This window comes from Sphingobacterium detergens, assembly GCF_003610355.1.
In the GTDB taxonomy this organism is placed as follows: Bacteria; Bacteroidota; Bacteroidia; order Sphingobacteriales; family Sphingobacteriaceae; genus Sphingobacterium; species Sphingobacterium detergens.
The window spans coordinates 649,524-667,680 of the sequence record NZ_RAPY01000002.1 but is presented as its reverse complement, the minus strand read 5'-3'; the positions used below and the strand labels follow the sequence as shown (position 1 = coordinate 667,680).

Sequence of the window (18,157 nt, the reverse complement as noted above, 5' to 3'; positions counted from 1 at the left end):
TATAAACTACAGAAAATAACCGTAGAGATTTCATTATTTTTATACGCTAAAATTATTACGATTATAATTTCCCTTTTATAATCAGATGGTATAACCGAAATTATTCCATAATTAAATTAACAAAAATACCCAACAATCTGCAAGAATAAATCCGATGGCCAAAAAAAGAAAAAAGCCTCCATCCGGAGGCTCTCTCATTATATATTATTTGGTGGTTTTTTCTACGGTTGTAATTAGGCATATCAGCCCATTTTCCCCGTAGGTTGATATATATCGCTATTGCAACAGATATTATGCCAAATAATCCAATTAAGGTAATAATTAACATATTAATGCATTATTTTTCGATAAAAAAAGCGATCAGGTACTAATCTCAAACACTTTAGTGTAATTTTCTTATTCAAAGGAAAATACACAAATACATTTTACTTATCTTTCAACCGATTAGGCCAAGTCAATTTTGCCCCTATTCAATACCCTATATAAAATTAGTTTTATGACAGCACGCTTTATTCGGTTAAAACCTATATTACTAGTATTGATCGCTCTTGTAGGGATCAGTTCCTGTTCGAAATCTGTAGACCCTCCCCCAGTAGAAAACAGCATTTCTCTTTCAGGAGCTGCCGAAAAAGGCCCATTTAGTAAGGGAGCAAGTTTAACCATACAAGAATTAGACAATCAGTTAAAGCCTACTGGGCGTACTTTTACCACAAAAACAATCGATGATAAAGGCAGTTTTGAATTTCAGAATATTGCGTTAAAAAGTGATTTTATTCAGGTCAATATAGACGGAAATTATTTTGACGAAATCACGGGTCATCAGTCTACCACTCCGATAAAGTTAAGTTCCCTGGTTAATATCCGGGATAAAAAGCAGTTCAATTTAAATATATTCGGTCAGCTGGAACAGAAGCGTGTCCAGTACCTGGTTCAATCCCAAAAACTGGATTTCAAGACAGCTAAAACGCAGGCCATTGCCGAAGTATACAAAGCCCTTTTTGTCGGGACCGCAGCTCCGTCAACTACCGAAAGTATCAGTCTGAGCGACAGTAGCGATCATGCCGCTATCCTGTTGGCTGTATCAGCAGCACTTTTAAAAGCCAGTGAATCAGACAATGTCAAACTGGTCGCACTGATCCAAACAATTGCTGACGATCTGGAAACGGATGGTAGACTATCCGAAACTGTAAGTACTGTTTTCAAAAATAGCCTCAGCCACTTAAATACCGATCTCCTTATTTTTAATATCAAAAAACACTATAAGGATAACGGTCTCGAACTAAAAAACTTTAATATTCAGGATCAATTCACTGTAAGAATAGTGGGTGAAATTATCAAAGATAGTTTTTTCAAAACACTTGAAGATTTTCAGACTTTCAACAATTCCATCCGTTTGGATATGGTCAGGCTTTCCGAGAAATATTTCATACTGGAAGGCCTATATTCAGGAACACTCGGCAACACGACCTTGGAGGACTACACCCAATTTTATCGTCATCGGGTATCAGCTTCCAATCCGCTCAATTCGGATCTTTATAACAGCTACTATAGACTGATCCGAGCGATAAACCTCCTTGTTGATCAATCTCGTAAGACCAAAGTAATGGATGCACAACAGTTTCAATATACTGGTTATACCTATCTCGCCCTACTTTACGATCAGATGATCAACCTATGGGGTGACCCGGTTTTTGTCCATCCTGACAATTATAAAGAACTAGAGAACGGTCCGGCAATAGCACGGAGCAAAACTGAAAATGTCAGGACCGAGCTGATCAATGGCTTAAAAACTGCTGTACCCAAATTAGCACAGGCAGACTATGGCCTTGGGGCTACTGTGCTGGCCCGCCTTCTCCGCGATCAGGGTTTGTATGCCGAAGCCAGAGTCCAATTAGACCGCCTCATGCAATCCGGCTTATACAGCCTTGCTGCTCCCTTTAAAGTTCATAGTTCACTGGTTCCTGAAGGAATATTGAGCTGGGATTTTGAGGCTGTGGGTAGCATTCCCCGTAATGACAACGCCGCCTGGTATTCAAAAGGCCGTATTCATCATATCGTCCGTTATTCGGAGGTTTTATTAATAAGCAGTGAAGTCGATTACCATCTCGGAAACACATTGAGCTCACTGCAGCAGTTTAATCAAATCCGTAAAAGAAATGGTTCTACGGAGCTGATCACTTCCGGTCCATCTGTATGGCTTGCAATTGCCGATGTTTATGGTCAGGACATGAAAAATGAGGGGCTGTATTTTGCTGCACTCAAACGCGTACAGCGGGCTGAACTTGAGCTTTCAATTGATAAAAACAAATTATTACTACCGATTCCGGAAGTACAATTGCATCAAAATGCGCTATTGACTCAAAATCCGGGTTATTAATTTATTGAGTTCACCCAGCCACGGCAGTACCCAGCTGAATAAAGACCAAATAAATGTACCATTTACAATTCGCGTTTTACATGATGCATTGTAAATGGTACTGGATAATACACCGGAGAAGCATTATTTTTAGGGCAGATTTTTTACATGACCGATAAAAATGAAGATACGGTAAAAATCGTCCTCAAGGAGGGACATACCGCAGATTTATATCCGTCGGCCACGAACAATCTTTAACAAAACATAATTAACTCCAGTTTACATTAACCCACTTTTATGAAATTCAAAAGAATCTTCATTTACGCATGTGCTACCATCGTACTTTATTTTGGTATCGGCGCATTGTTATTAAACTTTGAAATTATCCAGCGGCTTTATATCTTTCCGGGCTGGTCCATCAAACATGGCGCCACGGATGAAGACAGTTCGACAGTCAGTGCCGACGGCCCTATCATTATCTATCGTGATGGCAAGATTTTAAATTATCAAGTAGTTCCATCCCCAAAGGGATTCACAGCCTCTGTTGCTGAGATAAGCGAAAATGACAGCCTGCAATGTTATGTCGATGAAACGGGCGATCGGTTCCGCTTCCTGCTGAACAACAGCGTTCAAGTACAACCCAGCGAATATTCCCGTCCGGCAAAGATATTGGCACTATCCGATATCGAAGGTAATTTCAAAGGATTTAAATCTATTTTACAGGGCAATGGAGTCATTGATAGCCAATTTAACTGGACATTCGGGGCAAATCATCTTGTCCTGAACGGCGATTTTTTTGACCGTGGACTCCAGGTCACAGAATGTCTCTGGTTGATCTACAAACTGGAGAATGAAGCCGAAAAACAAGGCGGTAAGGTTCATTTTATACTTGGCAACCATGAGATGATGAACCTCAAAGGCCAGCTAAAATATCTCCGCGACAAATATGAGCATAATGCCGATACGCTAAAACTTCCATATGCAGACTGGTACGCAAGAGAATCGGCGCTCGGACGCTGGCTAAGGACAAAGAATGTCGTAGAAAAAATCGGTGATCTATTGTTCGTCCATGCCGGAATCCGAAAAGATTTCCCCAAGGAGTACACGATACAGCAGATCAACGAAAATGTGCGGGCAGCTATTGACAAAGTATTCAAAAAAGGAGAACAAGCCAAGGATATATTTATCGGGAATGAAAGCCCGATCTGGTATCGCGGCATATCAAACGAGGAGGAATCGCAACAGAACCTCGAAAATACACTGATCAGATTCAAGGCTAGTAAGATGATCGTAGGTCATACCATTGTCGACCAAATCAAGTCCCTCTACCAAGGGAAAGTCATCGACATAGACCTTGACCACAAAACGAATTCCGATCAAGGAAAAATGTATGCACTATGGATCGAAAACGGTACGTTCTACAGCACGGATCAACAAGGAACAAAAGAAGTTGTCAAATAACACTACCTTTCTTAAAAACCATGAACCAATAAAAAACAGATCATGCCGAAAAAAGTATTATGCACTGCCCTCCAATCAAGTTCATATTTTTGGGGCAGTGCAGCGATCTAAGCTTTTACTTTAGGATCAATCCAGTACAGCGCAGCGTCTGCATGGCTAAAAAATTCCATGGGTGTCAAATGGCAATCCATGGTGTCCTGCAGCCCCCCATCAGTGTAACTAACCACTTCTTCGGAAGGTATGACCATTCCGGTCATGATCGCATCCTCATCAAGGCAATTTAAATCGGACAACAGCACATTAATATGGTTGGCCGTTACCCATTGTTCCATTTCCTCTTTATTTACCTTTCGTACGCGTTCGGCCAAAAATTTCGCTTCCTCAACTTCTTTTTCGACACTATTCGGATAAAATAAGCGTAAGAACGCTTCGTACTTATCAAATGATTTCAACCTTATGGCCTCATTACGCAGAAACTGCTTCTCACCCAATTGCCCATATTCCTGAGCGTATTTTCGCAATTCGATCTGGTGCAATTCGTGGTCAGCACATTTCGCCAGTTCGGATAAAGCATAGACATCCGTACCATGGCCATCGTGATTATTCAGATATTCCCAGAGATCGCCCTTAACGACCTTGGGCTTCTTATGTTCCAGGACATTATATCCTTCGGCAATCCATTGTTCTATTTGTTCCCTTCTCATACTGTTACTTTTTTAAACGCGTAAAACCCATGACCAAGCCATAGGCGGCGACGCCACTCTACCAATGCCATCCTGTTTATAGCTAAACAAATGCACGATAGAGAAAGTTTCCGATTTAATAGAAAAAGGCCAGGATACCGATAGGAACCTGACCTTCTATAACTAAGTTATCCAAACTATGGATACCTATAGGACAATAAATTAGCGTAGAAAGTTTGCCTATTTATCTATTTACTTTCGCCCATTCTACTGCTATCGAACGAATTTAATACACAAAAGTGTTTTCTATTGCTTGATATAATGCTCGATATAGATCGTTTCAAAACCTTCGGATTGATATTGACGCTGTTTTAACTCCGTATACTGCCTATAGGTAAGTGTTTTATATTCGGGTTTCTCCTTTGCCTCCAAAAAATAGTGATAAAACCGAAAATAATGACCTTGGGGAGCTTCTTCTTTGATGAGTGTCTGACTGCTTTTATTGACCACAAACAACAATGCTGTTCTGCGGTGCTTCTTTATTTGATCAGGGTTATATACATCGAAATTTATTCCAAGATAGTATAACAGCCCGTCTTTTTCCCAGACTCTGCAACTCATATCTTCGTCTTTATAGTAAAAGTCTGTTTTCCCAAACTGCTTATCAAAATAGCTTTCCAATTGTTCTGTTTCTTCACTCGTACCAATAGTGGCTTTATAGGCCTGAATGGTCTTATCTGTGCGGTCCTCCAAAAACTGTATGGTATTGGATGCATAGATATTCTTATCGTACCGACTGAGATTACCGGCCAATGCTATTCCGCCAAAGTGCATGACCGAACTGCTATCACTGCTAAATTTGATGGTTTCATCTTCAAGATATGTTTTGTAAGGTGCTGTTTCTACCCCCAGCATATTGAGCTGTTTTTTGTCGATTGGAAAACGGAGATCCGCCAAATCAAACTGCTTCTGTTTACAGGAAATACACAGAAGCAAAATCAGTTTGCAAATAAACAGTAGCTTTTTCATTATGAATCCTTATCTATCTTCACGTCTAGGCATACTTTCAGACATCATCTTCGTATCCCCCTGTTCTTTGAATTCCTGTGTATTCAATTCCATTAAACCTCCATCAATGTGGTAGAGCCAACGATAGGATTTTGAAAAAATAAACCTGAAGTACCTTGCCGTACCTGCAGCTCGGGCAAAATTCTTCGGATCATAGAAGAAAGAATCTGCCCCAGAATATTTCTCTGGCATGGTTACAAGTGCCCTGCCCATTTTATCTTTGTCCGCCCATTCATAACTGTTCGCATGAAAACTGATTTCGGATTTATAACTATTATACGTACTCTGGTAAACATGCGCCTTTTTCTTTGGATCAGTATAGGTTACTTTAAAATGTATGTCATCCAAGAATTCAATCTTGTAGGCTGTCTTTTCCTTACCAAGTACCAGTTGCATATCATTGGACTCCGAACTTGATAATGAACGATTATATTTGGCCGAAAAATACCAGGTCGTATTTTGGAACGGATAGGTCTCCGTAATCGGAAAGGTGCAATTGTCCGAAGAAAATGGGAATTTTTGCCCTTTGTCATACACCAGTAGGAATTTTATGTCACGAAACCGCTTATTGTCTATTACCGTATCCTCCGCGATCATAAACTTAATTAATAGATTTTTAAACGTCGCTTGGTACGTATGCGCGTCAGTCTGTTCTAGCTTAGGCTGATACTCCTGCAAGCGTTCCTTAAAAATTTTTAGGTCAGCAACAGTACGATAGGTTAATAACACTTCATTTTTGTTGTCATACTGTCTGGTGGACAACATGACCTGTTCTTTATTCTGCTTATTTATATAAAGCGTATCCTCTACCCGCTCAAATCCAGCAGAGGGTAGATAGATCGGATGTAATATGGCAATCTCATTTTCTGGAATCCCCTCATCGGTAAATGTGAGAAGGAAATTCGTCGGGTAGAATTTTTGCGCAAATAAGCGATTGCCCATACAACATGTCAATATCAGGAGGTACAGCAACGTAACTATTTTTCTGTTCATTTTTTCTTTTATGATCTATTTGGCCGTAAAGATAGGGATAGTTCGTATGTCGGCAAGGCCGCTTTAATATCCGTTCAGGATCGCTTACAATTCGCTATCCGTTAAAAAATATTGTCAGCAGTAGATCTTTTAGACCTTAAAGGTAAATGTAGCCATAAAATAGAATAGCGCAAGCCAGATCAGCAGAAAGATACTATTGGCAAAGAGTAGCAGCATACCCAGGGTTGTCCGTCTTGATTTTATGGCAAAAACAAGGGCGGTTATAACCAGACCGAATACGAAGAAGATCCCCAGCTCACCCAGATTAAGCGTACTCAGCTCTTCAATATACATGAACAGCAGAAAGGCCCCCAAAACATGCAGGCAGGTAAAAATCAGACTCAATCGGGAGTTGGACATCGCTCTATTTTATATAACAAATATAATAAATTTGTAGACTACAGATCAATCTCGCCGGTGCAATCACACTACTTGGTTTTGTATGATCCACTGTACTCCTAATTCCTTAGTAGATTCTAAACAACAATCCCCAATTTAACTCGAATGTATTCGTATTGAATAGTATTATTTTGCTCTCTAGTCTAGGTTTGATCGCATTGATGCTGTCAATTTATCATGTAAAATCTGACAGTTTTCGTGAAAAAATTTCAGTTTTTTAAGGACGGTATTTTTTTTGCGGGATATTTTATACAGTCGGCCGACTGACAGATTTAATTTATTGTTACACTTCATTAAAAGGAGGTTACTATGAAACTTGCAAAAAGAAACTGGAACAATTTTTCACTTTTTTCGCCCATGTTTGATAATTTTAACCGCGAGCTTTTAAACTGGGACAACAGAAATTACTCGTCCACAAGCACCACAGTGCCTGCGGTCAACATCAAGGAAAACGGAGATACCTTTGAAGTTGAAGTTGCAGCTCCGGGCATGACCAAGGACGACTTCAAGGTATCGCTCGACAGCAACCTATTGACTATATCCTCTGCCAAAGAGGAAAAAAATGAAGAACATACGGATAACTATACACGACGCGAGTTCAGCTACCAGTCCTTCCAGCGTAGTTTTGAGCTTCAAAAGGAAGTGGTCGATCAGGACAATATCCGGGCACGCTATGAAAACGGTATGCTGCGATTGACGATACCAAAAAAAGAAGAAGCCAAACAAAAAGAACCACGGCTGATCGAAATATCTTAAAGATCCAAATAGCAACTTTAACTTGGTTAGTCTCCCCGGAGGCTAACCTATTTTTTCATTATGCAGGATATGGAACGCTCAAATTATTATATCGAATTGCAGATGTACTGCCGCGGACGCTATATGACTATCGCCAGTTTTGACCGGAACAGCTGCGAAAAGATTGTTCATGAACTATTTGATGAACTACATGGGGATCCTCAGGCCTCCGACCTCCGGCGACTGCGCATCAATCTACTCCTCAATGATACCGAAAATTTAAAAACACAATTAAGATCAATACACTGTACACTGGATGAAAACACAAAGATCATCATTAAGAAGACTTTTAGGGCCGTGAATTTCGACTGACTGCAGGCAGCTTCAACATTTGGTGCAACCTATCATCTTACAAACCATTTTAAACACATTTTTTTTACAATCCTTTTTTTCTTTCAATCTTGATTTTTATCAAATTGATTTTTAATTTGGGAACGGTTTTTTCAAAGAGGTATCTGATACCAAAACCGACATTTTTTAAAAGCTAATATTCTATTTAAATATAAATTTTAGTTATTGGATCATGTTAACAGAATTACTAATTACAAAAACAGACCGACGTTTTTCTTTCAAGCCATTTTTAATTGCACTTATTGTGCTGGCAAACAGTTTCTACCTATCGGGGCAAACCGTGAAACCGCTCAAATCTAGCTTTGAAGCGAGGCTGATCAATATTGAAGCCCCCAGCAATGAACCATTTCGTTATACAACGACCTTGAGTAATGGATCTGCTCAATTGGTCAACTACAACCTTAACGCGCAGCTCCCCGAGGGATGGCAGATCAGCTACCGTGTAGAAGGGTCGCAAGTGACCTCCCTTCAGATGCAGCCCAATAAAGTACAGGAAATCAGCCTTGAAATCAGTTGTCCGATCACTGCCAAGCCCGAAAAGTATAAAATTCCTGTGCGGGCCATATCCCCGACAGATACACTACAGCTTGAGCTGGAGGCAGTCGTCAAAGGCTCCTATGCAATTGAGTTGACCACACCCAGTGGGAGGCTCAGCGACGAAGTCGTATCCGGCGGCAGCAAGGAGATTCTGATTAAAGTAAAAAACACAGGCACACTTCCGCTCAATGCATTGGAGCTTAGCTCGCAGCTCCCCAGTAGATGGGAGACAACCTTCAATCCCTCGAATATCAAACAGCTGGAAGCGGGCAAATCTATCGATGTTAAAGTCAACCTAAAAGTTCCCGACAAGACTATCGCTGGAGACTATGCCGCCAAATTTGAGATCAAATCTTCCAACAGCAATGCTGACATTTCATTCCGTATGATCGTCAAAACCTCTTTGCTTTCAGGCTGGATCGGCACCCTGGTCATCCTATTGGCAATAGGTTTGGTGTATTATCTCATCCGCAAATACGGCCGCAGATAAAGTCGGAACAAAAAAGATTATCATTATGAAGGATCCTATCATTCAATTGACGGGCCTGACCAAAAACTATGGCAAAATAACTGCCGTAGACAAGTTGGACCTGCATATTTATCCCGGAGAGATTTTTGGCCTACTCGGTCCCAATGGTGCTGGAAAGACAACCAGCATTCTTATGATGCTGGGCCTGACCGAACCCACGGCCGGTACGGCTTACGTCTGTGGCCATAATGCCACGCGCAATCCCATAGCCGTGAAGCGCAAAGTTGGTTATCTACCAGATAATGTAGGCTTCTACCCGGAGATGACAGCTTTTGAAAACTTATGCTTCATTGCAGAATTAAATGGACTTACAAAATCCTATGCACAAGCTTCGGCCAAAGACATGTTGCATGTCGTAGGACTCGAACGGGAAATGCATAAAAAAACGGGTGCTTTTTCCCGCGGGATGAAACAACGTCTAGGATTAGCCGAGGTGCTGATCAAAGCACCTGAGGTAGCTATTCTTGATGAGCCTACACTGGGCATAGATCCCAAGGGTGTCGATGAATTTCTGGAACTCATTAAGCAGCTTAGCAGAGAACACAGACTTACAGTACTGCTATCCTCACACCATCTCCATCAGGTACAACGTGTATGCGACCGGGTCGGTATTTTCGTTGGCGGTAAGCTGCTGATCGAAGGATCTATCGAAAGCCTTGCCCATAACCTGCAGCAGCAGCAAGGTGTCAGCACGGTTATTACTCTTGAGCAGCCCGCTATCGATAGTACAACAATTGAACATGCACTCAACGCGCTGCCGGGAATTCGTAAGCTTGTTATCACGGGGCAGTCGATCGAGCTGATAACTGACAGCAATACCACTGCAGCAGCCGTACGCATTCTGGTCAACATTGGTGCTGATATCATGTCCGTCAGCCGCAATGAGTACCAGCTCGACGATATTTACAATACATTTTTTGAGAATAGCATAACAACAAATACTGTCTATGAAAAATCTAACAGTTTATTCAAAAGATATCAATAAGCAGCCATCCGTTCCGATGCAGGTGCTGGTCCGCAAAGAAATCGCAGCACATATCCGCAGCTGGCGTTTTATCATACTAATTCTGCTCATTATATTGACCTTTGGCGCTTCCCTCTATATTTCTTCCATGGGACTTAAAGACGCGGTCAGCAATATGCGTGATCCCGACCAGTCATTTCTGTATCTCAAACTGCTGACCACTACGGATAATTCCATTCCGCCTTTTCATGTTTTTTTAAATTTTCTGGCTCCTTTACTGGGTATCGCCCTAGGTTTTGATGCCGTCAATGCAGAATATAACAACGGTACACTCACGCGCCTACTGGCACAACCCATTTATCGCGACAACCTGCTATTTGCCAAATTTCTGGCACCATTGGTTGTTGTAGGCACCTTATTTATTGCGCTGGTACTGATGATGATCGGAGGAGGACTGCTCGGTACCGGTGTACGGATCGAGCCACAGGAACTCCTGCGAATCCTTGGATTTACGCTAATGAGTGTGCTGTATGTCGCCTTTTGGCTGAGCCTCTCCATCCTGCTGTCAATCCGCTTTCGTCAGCCAGCCACTTCAGCACTTACGGCAATCGGTATCTGGTTATTTTTTACCGTCTTTTTTCCAATTTTGGTGAACTTAGCGATACGCCCCTTTTTGCCCAATCCCAATTATATTTCGGAACAGGAGTACATTGGCTACAATGAGCTGATTTTAAATCTACTTCGGATATCTCCGAGCCAGCTCTATACCGATGCAACGACTACCTTGTTGATGCCCTCGGTACGTAGCCTCGGCCCGATCACCATGGAGCAGATGGTGGGAGCTATTCCATCGCCCCTCTCCTTCCGTGAAAGTTTTCTGATGGTCTGGCCGCAAATCAGTGGGCTCACAGCAGCCATGATGGTCTGCTTTGCATGGTCCTATTACATCTTTATGCGGAGAGAAATACGGAGTTGATTGCATCTCTTGATTACAATAAAACAACAAAGGCTGCTCTGCTTTATTAGCAGGCAACCTTTATCAAGTATATAATGAATAAAAAATGGGTGCTTAATCTCTATTTTCCTTTTTGTAAGCATAGTAGAAAACAATCGGCAGAATGGAGAATGAAAGAATCATACAGATAATCAACCCACCGACAATCATAATGGCCAATGGTTTCTGGATTTCGGACCCCATTCCGTTGGACAGTGCTGCTGGCAATAAGCCCATCGCGCCCATGAGCGCAATCATTAGGATTGGCCTGATCCGACTTTTTACGGCTTCGTAAATTGCAGGCATCAAGCCCATTTTATTTAACAGGTTTTCTTTCATGACACCGATTAAAACAATCCCATCGATCGTGGCGACACCAAAGAGAATAATAAAACCAATACCGGCCGAGATCCCAAATGTTGTCCCCGTCATCCACAGGGATACAAACCCACCGATAAATGCAAAAGCAAGTGTCAGGGAGGAGATCAGTGTATCTTTTAGATTTCCAAAATTAGCATAGAGCAAAAGCAAGATCAATAACAGTGAAACCGGGACCACCTGCATTAACTGTTTGGTCGCGCGCTCTTTACTTTCAAACTCACCGGCCCAGACAACCTTATAGGATTTGGGCAATTTAACGTCAGCCGCGATCTGTTTTTTTGCATCCGCAATGGTGCTGCCTAGATCCCGACCTTCGATGTTAAATCCAACCCCGATATAGCGGGAATTTCCGTCGCGATAGATAAAGGCTGGTCCTGTATGATAGTCTATGGTTGCTATTTCCCGCAACGGTACTTTCTGATCGTTCATCGTGGGGATAATGATGTTCCCGATCTTTTCAGGGCTATCGCGATACTGCTTCTGGAAGCGGAGACGGACATCAAAAATGCGCTCATTGTCGTAAAAATGCGTCACCGATTGCCCCCCGATGGTCATCTCAATAACCGACTGTACATCCCTGGTCGATACCCCATACTTCGCCATCTTGGAGTCATGCAGCTGAATGCGCAATTCGGGTAAGCCGATATTTTTAAACACGTTTACATCCGTGATCCCATCGACCTTTTGAAGTGATTCGGCAAACTTGTTGGCTTTATTCTCCAGATCCTGGAGGTTCTCACCAAAAATTTTGATCACCAACGGACTTTTCACGCCAGCCACATACTCCTCCACATTGTCCTGAATAGGTTGACTAAAGCCAAAATTTATTCCGGGGAAAGTCTGTAGGCTATCGCGCATCTGCCCGATCAATGTTTCCTTGGATATCTTCCGCTTCCACTCACCCTCCGGCTTCAATTCAATATTAAATTCGATATTGAAAAAACCCGTCGGATCAGTTCCGTCATTGGGTCTACCCGTCTGTGTCATAATAAAATCAATCTCGTCAAACTGTTTGATCAACTTTGTTTTCATCGTTTTTGTTAGTTTGACGGATTCCTCCAGGTTGACACTATTTGGCAATGTCGCCCGGACATAAATGGCGCCTTCATTGAGCTTTGGCAGAAATTCTGAACCGTAATAGCTAAACCGCACCATACAGACAACCAATGCCAATCCAAAAATCCCCAAGGTCCATTTGGGATGATCAAAAGCTTTCTTAAATCCTTTAAAAATTACCCTTCGGCTTACCCGCGTTATTTTATTTTCATCCTCTTTGATATTCTTCTTCAGCAGATATTTACACATTGCAGGCACATAGGTCAGACTCAGGACCAAAGAACCCAGCAGGGCGTAGCCAAGCGTAAAGGCCAAAGGTGAAAACATCTTTCCTTCTACCTTTTGAAAAGAGAAAATCGGCGTCAGGGCGACAATCAGGATCAATAAGGCAAAAAAGATATATCCAGCCACCGAACCTGCACTCTTTTTAATGATACCCAGCTTGGAGACTTTGTTGAAACGGGCCGTCCCCAGCCGATGTGCCTCCTTTTCCAGGGAGACAAAAACCGTCTCCACGATCACCAGCGTCCCCTCGAGCAATAGGCCAAAGTCCAATGCCCCCATGGAAATCAGATTAGCCGGCAGGCCCTGAATTTTCAATAAGATGATCGCAAACAGGAAGGCCAATGGAATTACCGAGGCTACAATAAAGGTTGTCTTCCAGTTGTTCAAAAAGATAAAGACAATGATCGAAACCAGGATAACACCCTCGATCAGGTTTTTCGACACCGTATGCACTGTATTGTTAACCAATTTTGTGCGGTCAATCACCGGTTCAATCTTGACATTCTCCGGTAAGATACGGCCGTTCAATTCCTCAATTTTTTCTTTCAGGCGTGTCACTACTGCCGATGGATTTTCACCCCGGAGCATAATGACAATCCCCTGTACCAGGTCATCTTCCTCGTTGAGCCCCACCTGTCCAAGCCGCGGTTTGGCACCCAATTCTATTTCAGCCACATGCTTGACCAGGATAGGCGTATTGCCTACCACCTTGATCAAAATATTGCCAATATCATCTATTTTATCCAACAGCCCCACGCCGCGCACGACATAGGCCTGATTTCCTTTTTGGATTACATCACCACCCACATTAATATTTGAGCGCGATACCGCCTCATACACATCCAATGGTGAAAGGTTATAGTTGGCCAGTTCCGTTGGATTGATCTTTATTTCATAGATCTTTTCTTCACCACCAAAGCTTACGACATCCGCCACCCCCGGCACCCCAACAAGCTCCCGTTCGATCACCCAGTCCTGAATAGCAGATACCTCCTTGATCGGCAGGTTACTTTTGACCACATAGCGAAAGATTTCCCCTGTGGCCCCCGAAGGTGGTTCAATGGAACTTTCGGCCCCTTCCGGCAGCTCAATGGAGCGCATTTTATTACCCGCATATTGCTGCGCATAGAAGTCTTCGACCTCATCCTCAAACTGCACCGTCACCACAGAGAGTCCAAACAGGGAAATCGACCGCACATTCGTCTTTTTGGGGATGGTGTTCATTTCCTTGGTGACGGGTAGTGTGACAAATTTTTCAATTTCTTCGGCACTGCGTCCCGGCCATTGTGTGATGATCCGAACACGGGTATTCGTTACATCTGGAAATGCTTCGATCGGGGTATGCAGGTAAGCGTAAATTCCACCGAACAATAAAGCCAGCGTAAAAAATAGCACCACCAAGGAATGTTTCAATGAAAATGAAACGATATTTTGTACAACCTTCTTCATCCTATCTATTCATCAATTCATCAAATACAATCAATTCATTTTCTGTCAACACACGGTCCCCTTCCTCCAATCCTGTTTCGACAAAAGCATAAGTTTCGTTTTCCGACACGATATCAACAGTCCTTACGGATAGATCACAGTCGCTTTTGTAGATCACGACATAATTCTTGTTATTATGCAAGATAATGGCGTTTTTGGGGATTGCCAACAAGTGTTGCTGCTGCCCTGCGGATCCCTTCTCGACCAACACATCCACGCTCATGCCCGGTTTCAACCTCAAATCCTTATTGAGCAGCTTGACGCGTGCTTTGACCACCCGCTCTTCGGGATCAAAAAAGTTGGCCACCTGATCAATATAGCCATCAAAATATTCGCCTTTATAAGCCAAGGTTGTGATCCTCACATGAGCGCCATTTTTGACAAAGGGTAAGTTATTTGCGTAAATATTGACGGTCACCCAGACCTCATTCAGGTTACTGATGGACAGTAGATCCGTATCGTCACCTACGGTCATACCCGGACTTACTTTTTTGTCAACGATATACCCAGTTTTGGGTGCACGGATATAAAAAACACCATTTTCAGCGGATCCGTTCAGCAGTTTCATATTCGCCTTCACGTTCTGGATCCCGATCTGCACAGATTTCAGTTCGCTTTCCATCTCTTCCAGCTCACGCTGGGAAGCCATGCCATCTTTCAGCATACTACGTAAACTATTCACCTTACTTTCGGTCAGGCGTCTATTGTTTTCCAGCTCGCGGAGTTCCTTTCCTAGATCATTGACCGAGGTCCCTTTGAGTGATACCAGCACCTGCCCTTTCTCCACATAATCACCCATTTTTACAGCGACAGATTGCACCATTCCCTGAATAGGGCTCTTCAGCGCAGCGAGCTCATCCTGGTTGTATTGAATTGCGCCGTTTAAGGTGATCTGTTCAGACACATCCCGCTTTTGGATCGAATCAATTTTGATATGGCGTTTGAAATCATCACTTAAGCAAAAGCCTTTTGTCTCTACGACATGCTGTTCCTCCTTTTGCTCCGACTGACAGCCCCACAGGAGACAAATAGACAAAAGCGCCAGTGGCATTAAAAAATTACCTTTCATTAGACAATATCCTTTCCGACTAAATAGGTCAGTTCTTCGCTATACTGAAGATATTTAGCCCTGCGTTCCAATATTGATTCTTTGTTTTCCATATAATTATTGATAAAGTCTATAAACTCAACAATGGTCAGCCTACGTTCCTGGAAATTTCGGACATAGCGTTCCAGGGCAACATCCAGCTTACCGTCAAACCCTTTATCCATAGCTTTCAGGCTAGATTCCAAATTGCTTAGCCGTGCGGAAAGAAAATCGATCTCCCGTTCGATATCAATACGAAACTGCTCGATTTCAACCTTATTTTTTTCCAGTTCCAGTTTCGCGATCTTGATATTCCCTTGGTTTCTATTAAATAGAGGCAGATCCATAGAAAGCCCCAGACCAATAAAATCGCGCATAATATTTCCGCCCCGATCATAATTCACGGAGACTTCCAGGTTTGGCACACGTTCGGCTTTCTCTATTTCCAGTTGCACTTGCCCTTTCTTAAATTCATTGTGAATGATTTTATAATCACTACGATTATCCATGGCCATGATTTTCCATTCGTTTTGTCTATTCGCAATAAAGGCAGGGCTACCGATGGTATCCGCGATGAAAAGCGCCGTTCCCTTTGCCCCGAGATAACGCGCAACATCGTTCATTTTTGCTATTTTCTCCTGCTGTATTTCGTTCAGCTTATTCCCAAAAGCCATGGATTCACTCTGGATCCGGAGGTAATCCATTTCGCTGACATTGCCTTCTTTCCACTGGTTTTGATAAGATTGCGCCAGCTTCTGGAAGATTCCGACCTGATTGCTATAGAGACGCTCCTTTTCCTGCAGCACTTGCAATTCCAGGCATTGGCTACGGAGGTCATATTTCAGGTTGCGGAGCAATTCCTCAAACTGAAGTTGCGCATTCTCCTTTTCAAGGAGTTGCAGCTGTACCCGTTTTTTTCTTTTGCCGGCCAGTTCAATCGTCTGCTCCAGTTCCATTTCCACCTGTTGGTATCGTCCGTAATTTCCGATCAATGCCGGCAGCTCCTCACTGGAAGAGTTTTTCCAGAGGTTGACCTCACCGATGGAGATCTTGGGGTTGGGCCACAGCTTGGCCTGTAGTACCGCTGCTTCAGCCTGTTTCATCTGAAAACGCTGCGCCATCAAGGACAGGTTATGTGTTAGGAATACCTGCTCAATCTCTGATTTTTGCAAATGCTTTTCGGGGATTTCCTGTGCAAATAATCTGCTGTTCAAGCCAAGAAGAAGAACTAATGTAATGCGTATTTTTCTCACTCTATTTTGTATTTCCACAAAACTAAGAGACAGGGATTACAGGCAACTTTAAGGTAAATTAAAGTTTGATTAGAAGAGATTAGAGAATGATTAGAATTTTGGGAACAGCAGCGATACGGTCGTCCCCAGGTCATTGGAACGAATAGCAAAGTCCACCCCCTGGTCTTTAAACACGATCTGCGCAAAGGAAAGGCCGATACCACTACCTTTGACAGTACCGACATTTGTTCCGCGGTAAAAGGTCTGCTTCACGGCCTCCAGCTCCGCTTGTGGAATACCGATACCCTGGTCAATAATTTCTAGGGATAGGCGCTCATCGAGGGTCGTCATGCGCACCACTACTTCTTGGCCATTGGCATATTTAAGAGCGTTTTCGATCAGGTTGGAGATCGACAAGGCCACAAGCATGCGATTACCCCGAAAATTAAAATAATGTGGTTCATCCACCTGTAGCTCGATTTTCAGGGGTACGGCAAATGTCCGCTTAAACTTAGGTACCAAGTCCCAGACCACTTCATCGATGCGAAAGACCTCCATCGACCGCTTCAAAGCTTGATCTTCCGTCAGCAATAGAAAATTTCCGATCAGGTGATTTAGAAAATTTACATGCTCGGTGATGGTCGCTGCCAGTTCCTGATACTCCTCCTGGCTACGGGCTTTCGTTCCAAAAACCTCCATCGACCCCAAAATACCGGCGAGAGGTGTACGAAACTCATGGGATACATAGCTCACAAAATTCTTTCGGATAATCATATTTTCACTGATCCGGCGCAGGAGCGCATTGTAGCTTTCGATCAGATCTTGCAGCTCATCTTTTGTCTTAATAACCGTCAATGGCTCCTGGATAGTATTTAAATCCTTATGTTGGATTTCCTGAATGACATTCCGGATGGGCAGATAGGCATATTTGCTGAGCCAGACCGATAACAAAACAATGCTGATCAAGGCAACCAGAAAAACGAGCACGAGAATAAAAAGCAGGCGATTTAGTTGCTGATTAAAGTCCGTATTAGACTCTTTGACAAAGACAAAAAAATCACCCTGATTATCGGGATAATACAGGCCAAAATAAAAGCTGTCCTCCGTTTTAAAATAAACAGTTTTTTGGGATTTCAGCTGCGTCAACAAGCTTTTACTGATTTGATTATCATATTTCAGGCCACCATAACTCACTTGGCCTTCGGCATTATAGACCGCTACCATAGCCCGCTTGACCAGACTTTCATACTGATTTTTGGACTCCAGATGTTTTAAGGGGCTCTGTTCATCCGCCTCCAGGTAATAGATACCGGCGATTTTTGCATTTTTTTCCAGCGAACTGATCAGATGCCGTTCGGAAGAATTATAGAATATCCAGTAAATGACCAGCGTTGCAAGTCCAAAAATGATCGTGAAGACCAAGGAAGAAAAAAGGGTCAGTCTGATCTTGAGGTTCATG

At 42.8% G+C, this 18,157-nt stretch carries 15 protein-coding genes; 7 read left to right on the top strand and 8 right to left on the bottom strand.

Going from position 1 to position 18,157, the window contains the following annotated elements:
• Window positions 1-496 precede the first annotated feature (496 nt).
• Together DFQ12_RS14875 and DFQ12_RS14870 are read left to right on the top strand one after the other, a co-directional pair.
• On the top strand, window positions 497-2,377 hold the full coding sequence (locus DFQ12_RS14875) for a RagB/SusD family nutrient uptake outer membrane protein (protein WP_120259841.1): 1,881 nt from the start codon (window positions 497-499) through the stop codon (window positions 2,375-2,377).
• Window positions 2,378-2,653: 276 nt separating this feature from the next.
• Window positions 2,654-3,817 (top strand): metallophosphoesterase, encoded by a 1,164-nt coding sequence (locus DFQ12_RS14870; RefSeq protein ID WP_120259840.1) that lies wholly within the window; start codon window positions 2,654-2,656, stop codon window positions 3,815-3,817.
• 107 nt (window positions 3,818-3,924) lie between these two features.
• Here DFQ12_RS14870 and DFQ12_RS14865 read toward each other — a convergent pair whose 3' ends face one another.
• The 4 genes from DFQ12_RS14865 to DFQ12_RS14850 all read right to left on the bottom strand — a co-directional run bounded on the left by DFQ12_RS14865 (window position 3,925) and on the right by DFQ12_RS14850 (window position 6,960).
• On the bottom strand, window positions 3,925-4,521 hold the full coding sequence (locus tag DFQ12_RS14865) for a hypothetical protein (protein ID WP_120259839.1): 597 nt from the start codon (window positions 4,519-4,521) through the stop codon (window positions 3,925-3,927).
• 285 nt (window positions 4,522-4,806) lie between these two features.
• A complete protein-coding gene (locus DFQ12_RS14860; RefSeq protein WP_120259838.1) occupies window positions 4,807-5,529 on the bottom strand; it encodes a hypothetical protein in 723 nt (240 codons plus the stop codon).
• Between the two features lie 9 nt (window positions 5,530-5,538).
• On the bottom strand, window positions 5,539-6,561 hold the full coding sequence (locus tag DFQ12_RS14855) for a hypothetical protein (RefSeq protein ID WP_147420429.1): 1,023 nt from the start codon (window positions 6,559-6,561) through the stop codon (window positions 5,539-5,541).
• 129 nt (window positions 6,562-6,690) lie between these two features.
• Window positions 6,691-6,960 (bottom strand): hypothetical protein, encoded by a 270-nt coding sequence (locus DFQ12_RS14850; RefSeq protein ID WP_120259836.1) that lies wholly within the window; start codon window positions 6,958-6,960, stop codon window positions 6,691-6,693.
• Window positions 6,961-7,308: 348 nt separating this feature from the next.
• Here DFQ12_RS14850 and DFQ12_RS14845 point away from each other — a divergent pair, with 348 nt between their 5' ends.
• The 5 genes from DFQ12_RS14845 (at window position 7,309) to DFQ12_RS14825 (ending at window position 11,151) form a co-directional block, all read left to right on the top strand.
• Window positions 7,309-7,755 carry an Hsp20/alpha crystallin family protein gene (locus tag DFQ12_RS14845; protein ID WP_120259835.1) on the top strand — a complete coding sequence of 149 codons (447 nt, stop codon included), beginning with the start codon at window positions 7,309-7,311 and terminating at the stop codon, window positions 7,753-7,755.
• A gap of 69 nt (window positions 7,756-7,824) precedes the next feature.
• A complete protein-coding gene (locus tag DFQ12_RS14840) occupies window positions 7,825-8,106 on the top strand; it encodes a hypothetical protein (RefSeq protein ID WP_147420428.1) in 282 nt (93 codons plus the stop codon).
• A 211-nt stretch (window positions 8,107-8,317) separates the two neighbouring features.
• On the top strand, window positions 8,318-9,172 hold the full coding sequence (locus DFQ12_RS14835; RefSeq protein ID WP_120259833.1) for a COG1470 family protein: 855 nt from the start codon (window positions 8,318-8,320) through the stop codon (window positions 9,170-9,172).
• 25 nt (window positions 9,173-9,197) lie between these two features.
• Entirely contained in the window at window positions 9,198-10,196 is a 999-nt protein-coding gene (locus DFQ12_RS14830) for an ABC transporter ATP-binding protein (protein ID WP_120259832.1), read from the top strand.
• Window positions 10,159-11,151, top strand: a complete 993-nt coding sequence (locus DFQ12_RS14825; protein ID WP_120259831.1) for an ABC transporter permease — start codon at window positions 10,159-10,161, stop codon at window positions 11,149-11,151. Before DFQ12_RS14830 ends, DFQ12_RS14825 begins: the two co-directional genes overlap by 38 nt.
• 93 nt (window positions 11,152-11,244) lie before the next feature.
• Here the strand turns inward: DFQ12_RS14825 and DFQ12_RS14820 are convergent, their stop codons facing one another.
• The 4 genes from DFQ12_RS14820 to DFQ12_RS14805 all read right to left on the bottom strand — a co-directional run bounded on the left by DFQ12_RS14820 (window position 11,245) and on the right by DFQ12_RS14805 (window position 18,156).
• A complete protein-coding gene (locus tag DFQ12_RS14820; protein ID WP_120259830.1) occupies window positions 11,245-14,340 on the bottom strand; it encodes an efflux RND transporter permease subunit in 3,096 nt (1,031 codons plus the stop codon).
• Window position 14,341: 1 nt separating this feature from the next.
• Complete coding sequence (locus DFQ12_RS14815; RefSeq protein ID WP_120259829.1) at window positions 14,342-15,448, bottom strand: efflux RND transporter periplasmic adaptor subunit; 1,107 nt, start codon at window positions 15,446-15,448, stop codon at window positions 14,342-14,344.
• Window positions 15,448-16,719, bottom strand: coding sequence for a TolC family protein (locus tag DFQ12_RS14810; RefSeq protein WP_120259828.1), 1,272 nt, complete (start codon window positions 16,717-16,719; stop codon window positions 15,448-15,450). The genes DFQ12_RS14815 and DFQ12_RS14810 overlap by 1 nt, the downstream gene beginning before the upstream one ends.
• Before the next feature lie 90 nt (window positions 16,720-16,809).
• A complete protein-coding gene (locus DFQ12_RS14805) occupies window positions 16,810-18,156 on the bottom strand; it encodes a sensor histidine kinase (protein WP_120259827.1) in 1,347 nt (448 codons plus the stop codon).
• Window position 18,157 lies beyond the last annotated feature (1 nt).

Bases quoted from the DNA above. Each gene is read 5' to 3' on its own strand.
- DFQ12_RS14820 (WP_120259830.1), bottom strand. From the start codon at position 14,340: ATGAAGAAGGTTGTACAAAATATCGTTTCATTTTCATTGAAACATTCC.
- DFQ12_RS14855 (WP_147420429.1), bottom strand. From the start codon at position 6,561: ATGAACAGAAAAATAGTTACGTTGCTGTACCTCCTGATATTGACATGT.
- DFQ12_RS14875 (WP_120259841.1), top strand. From the start codon at position 497: ATGACAGCACGCTTTATTCGGTTAAAACCTATATTACTAGTATTGATC.
- DFQ12_RS14815 (WP_120259829.1), bottom strand. From the start codon at position 15,448: ATGAAAGGTAATTTTTTAATGCCACTGGCGCTTTTGTCTATTTGTCTC.
- DFQ12_RS14870 (WP_120259840.1), top strand. From the start codon at position 2,654: ATGAAATTCAAAAGAATCTTCATTTACGCATGTGCTACCATCGTACTT.
- DFQ12_RS14860 (WP_120259838.1), bottom strand. From the start codon at position 5,529: ATGAAAAAGCTACTGTTTATTTGCAAACTGATTTTGCTTCTGTGTATT.
- DFQ12_RS14830 (WP_120259832.1), top strand. From the start codon at position 9,198: ATGAAGGATCCTATCATTCAATTGACGGGCCTGACCAAAAACTATGGC.
- DFQ12_RS14825 (WP_120259831.1), top strand. From the start codon at position 10,159: ATGAAAAATCTAACAGTTTATTCAAAAGATATCAATAAGCAGCCATCC.
- DFQ12_RS14865 (WP_120259839.1), bottom strand. From the start codon at position 4,521: ATGAGAAGGGAACAAATAGAACAATGGATTGCCGAAGGATATAATGTC.
- DFQ12_RS14805 (WP_120259827.1), bottom strand. From the start codon at position 18,156: ATGAACCTCAAGATCAGACTGACCCTTTTTTCTTCCTTGGTCTTCACG.
- DFQ12_RS14850 (WP_120259836.1), bottom strand. From the start codon at position 6,960: ATGTCCAACTCCCGATTGAGTCTGATTTTTACCTGCCTGCATGTTTTG.
- DFQ12_RS14835 (WP_120259833.1), top strand. From the start codon at position 8,318: ATGTTAACAGAATTACTAATTACAAAAACAGACCGACGTTTTTCTTTC.
- DFQ12_RS14845 (WP_120259835.1), top strand. From the start codon at position 7,309: ATGAAACTTGCAAAAAGAAACTGGAACAATTTTTCACTTTTTTCGCCC.
- DFQ12_RS14840 (WP_147420428.1), top strand. From the start codon at position 7,825: ATGGAACGCTCAAATTATTATATCGAATTGCAGATGTACTGCCGCGGA.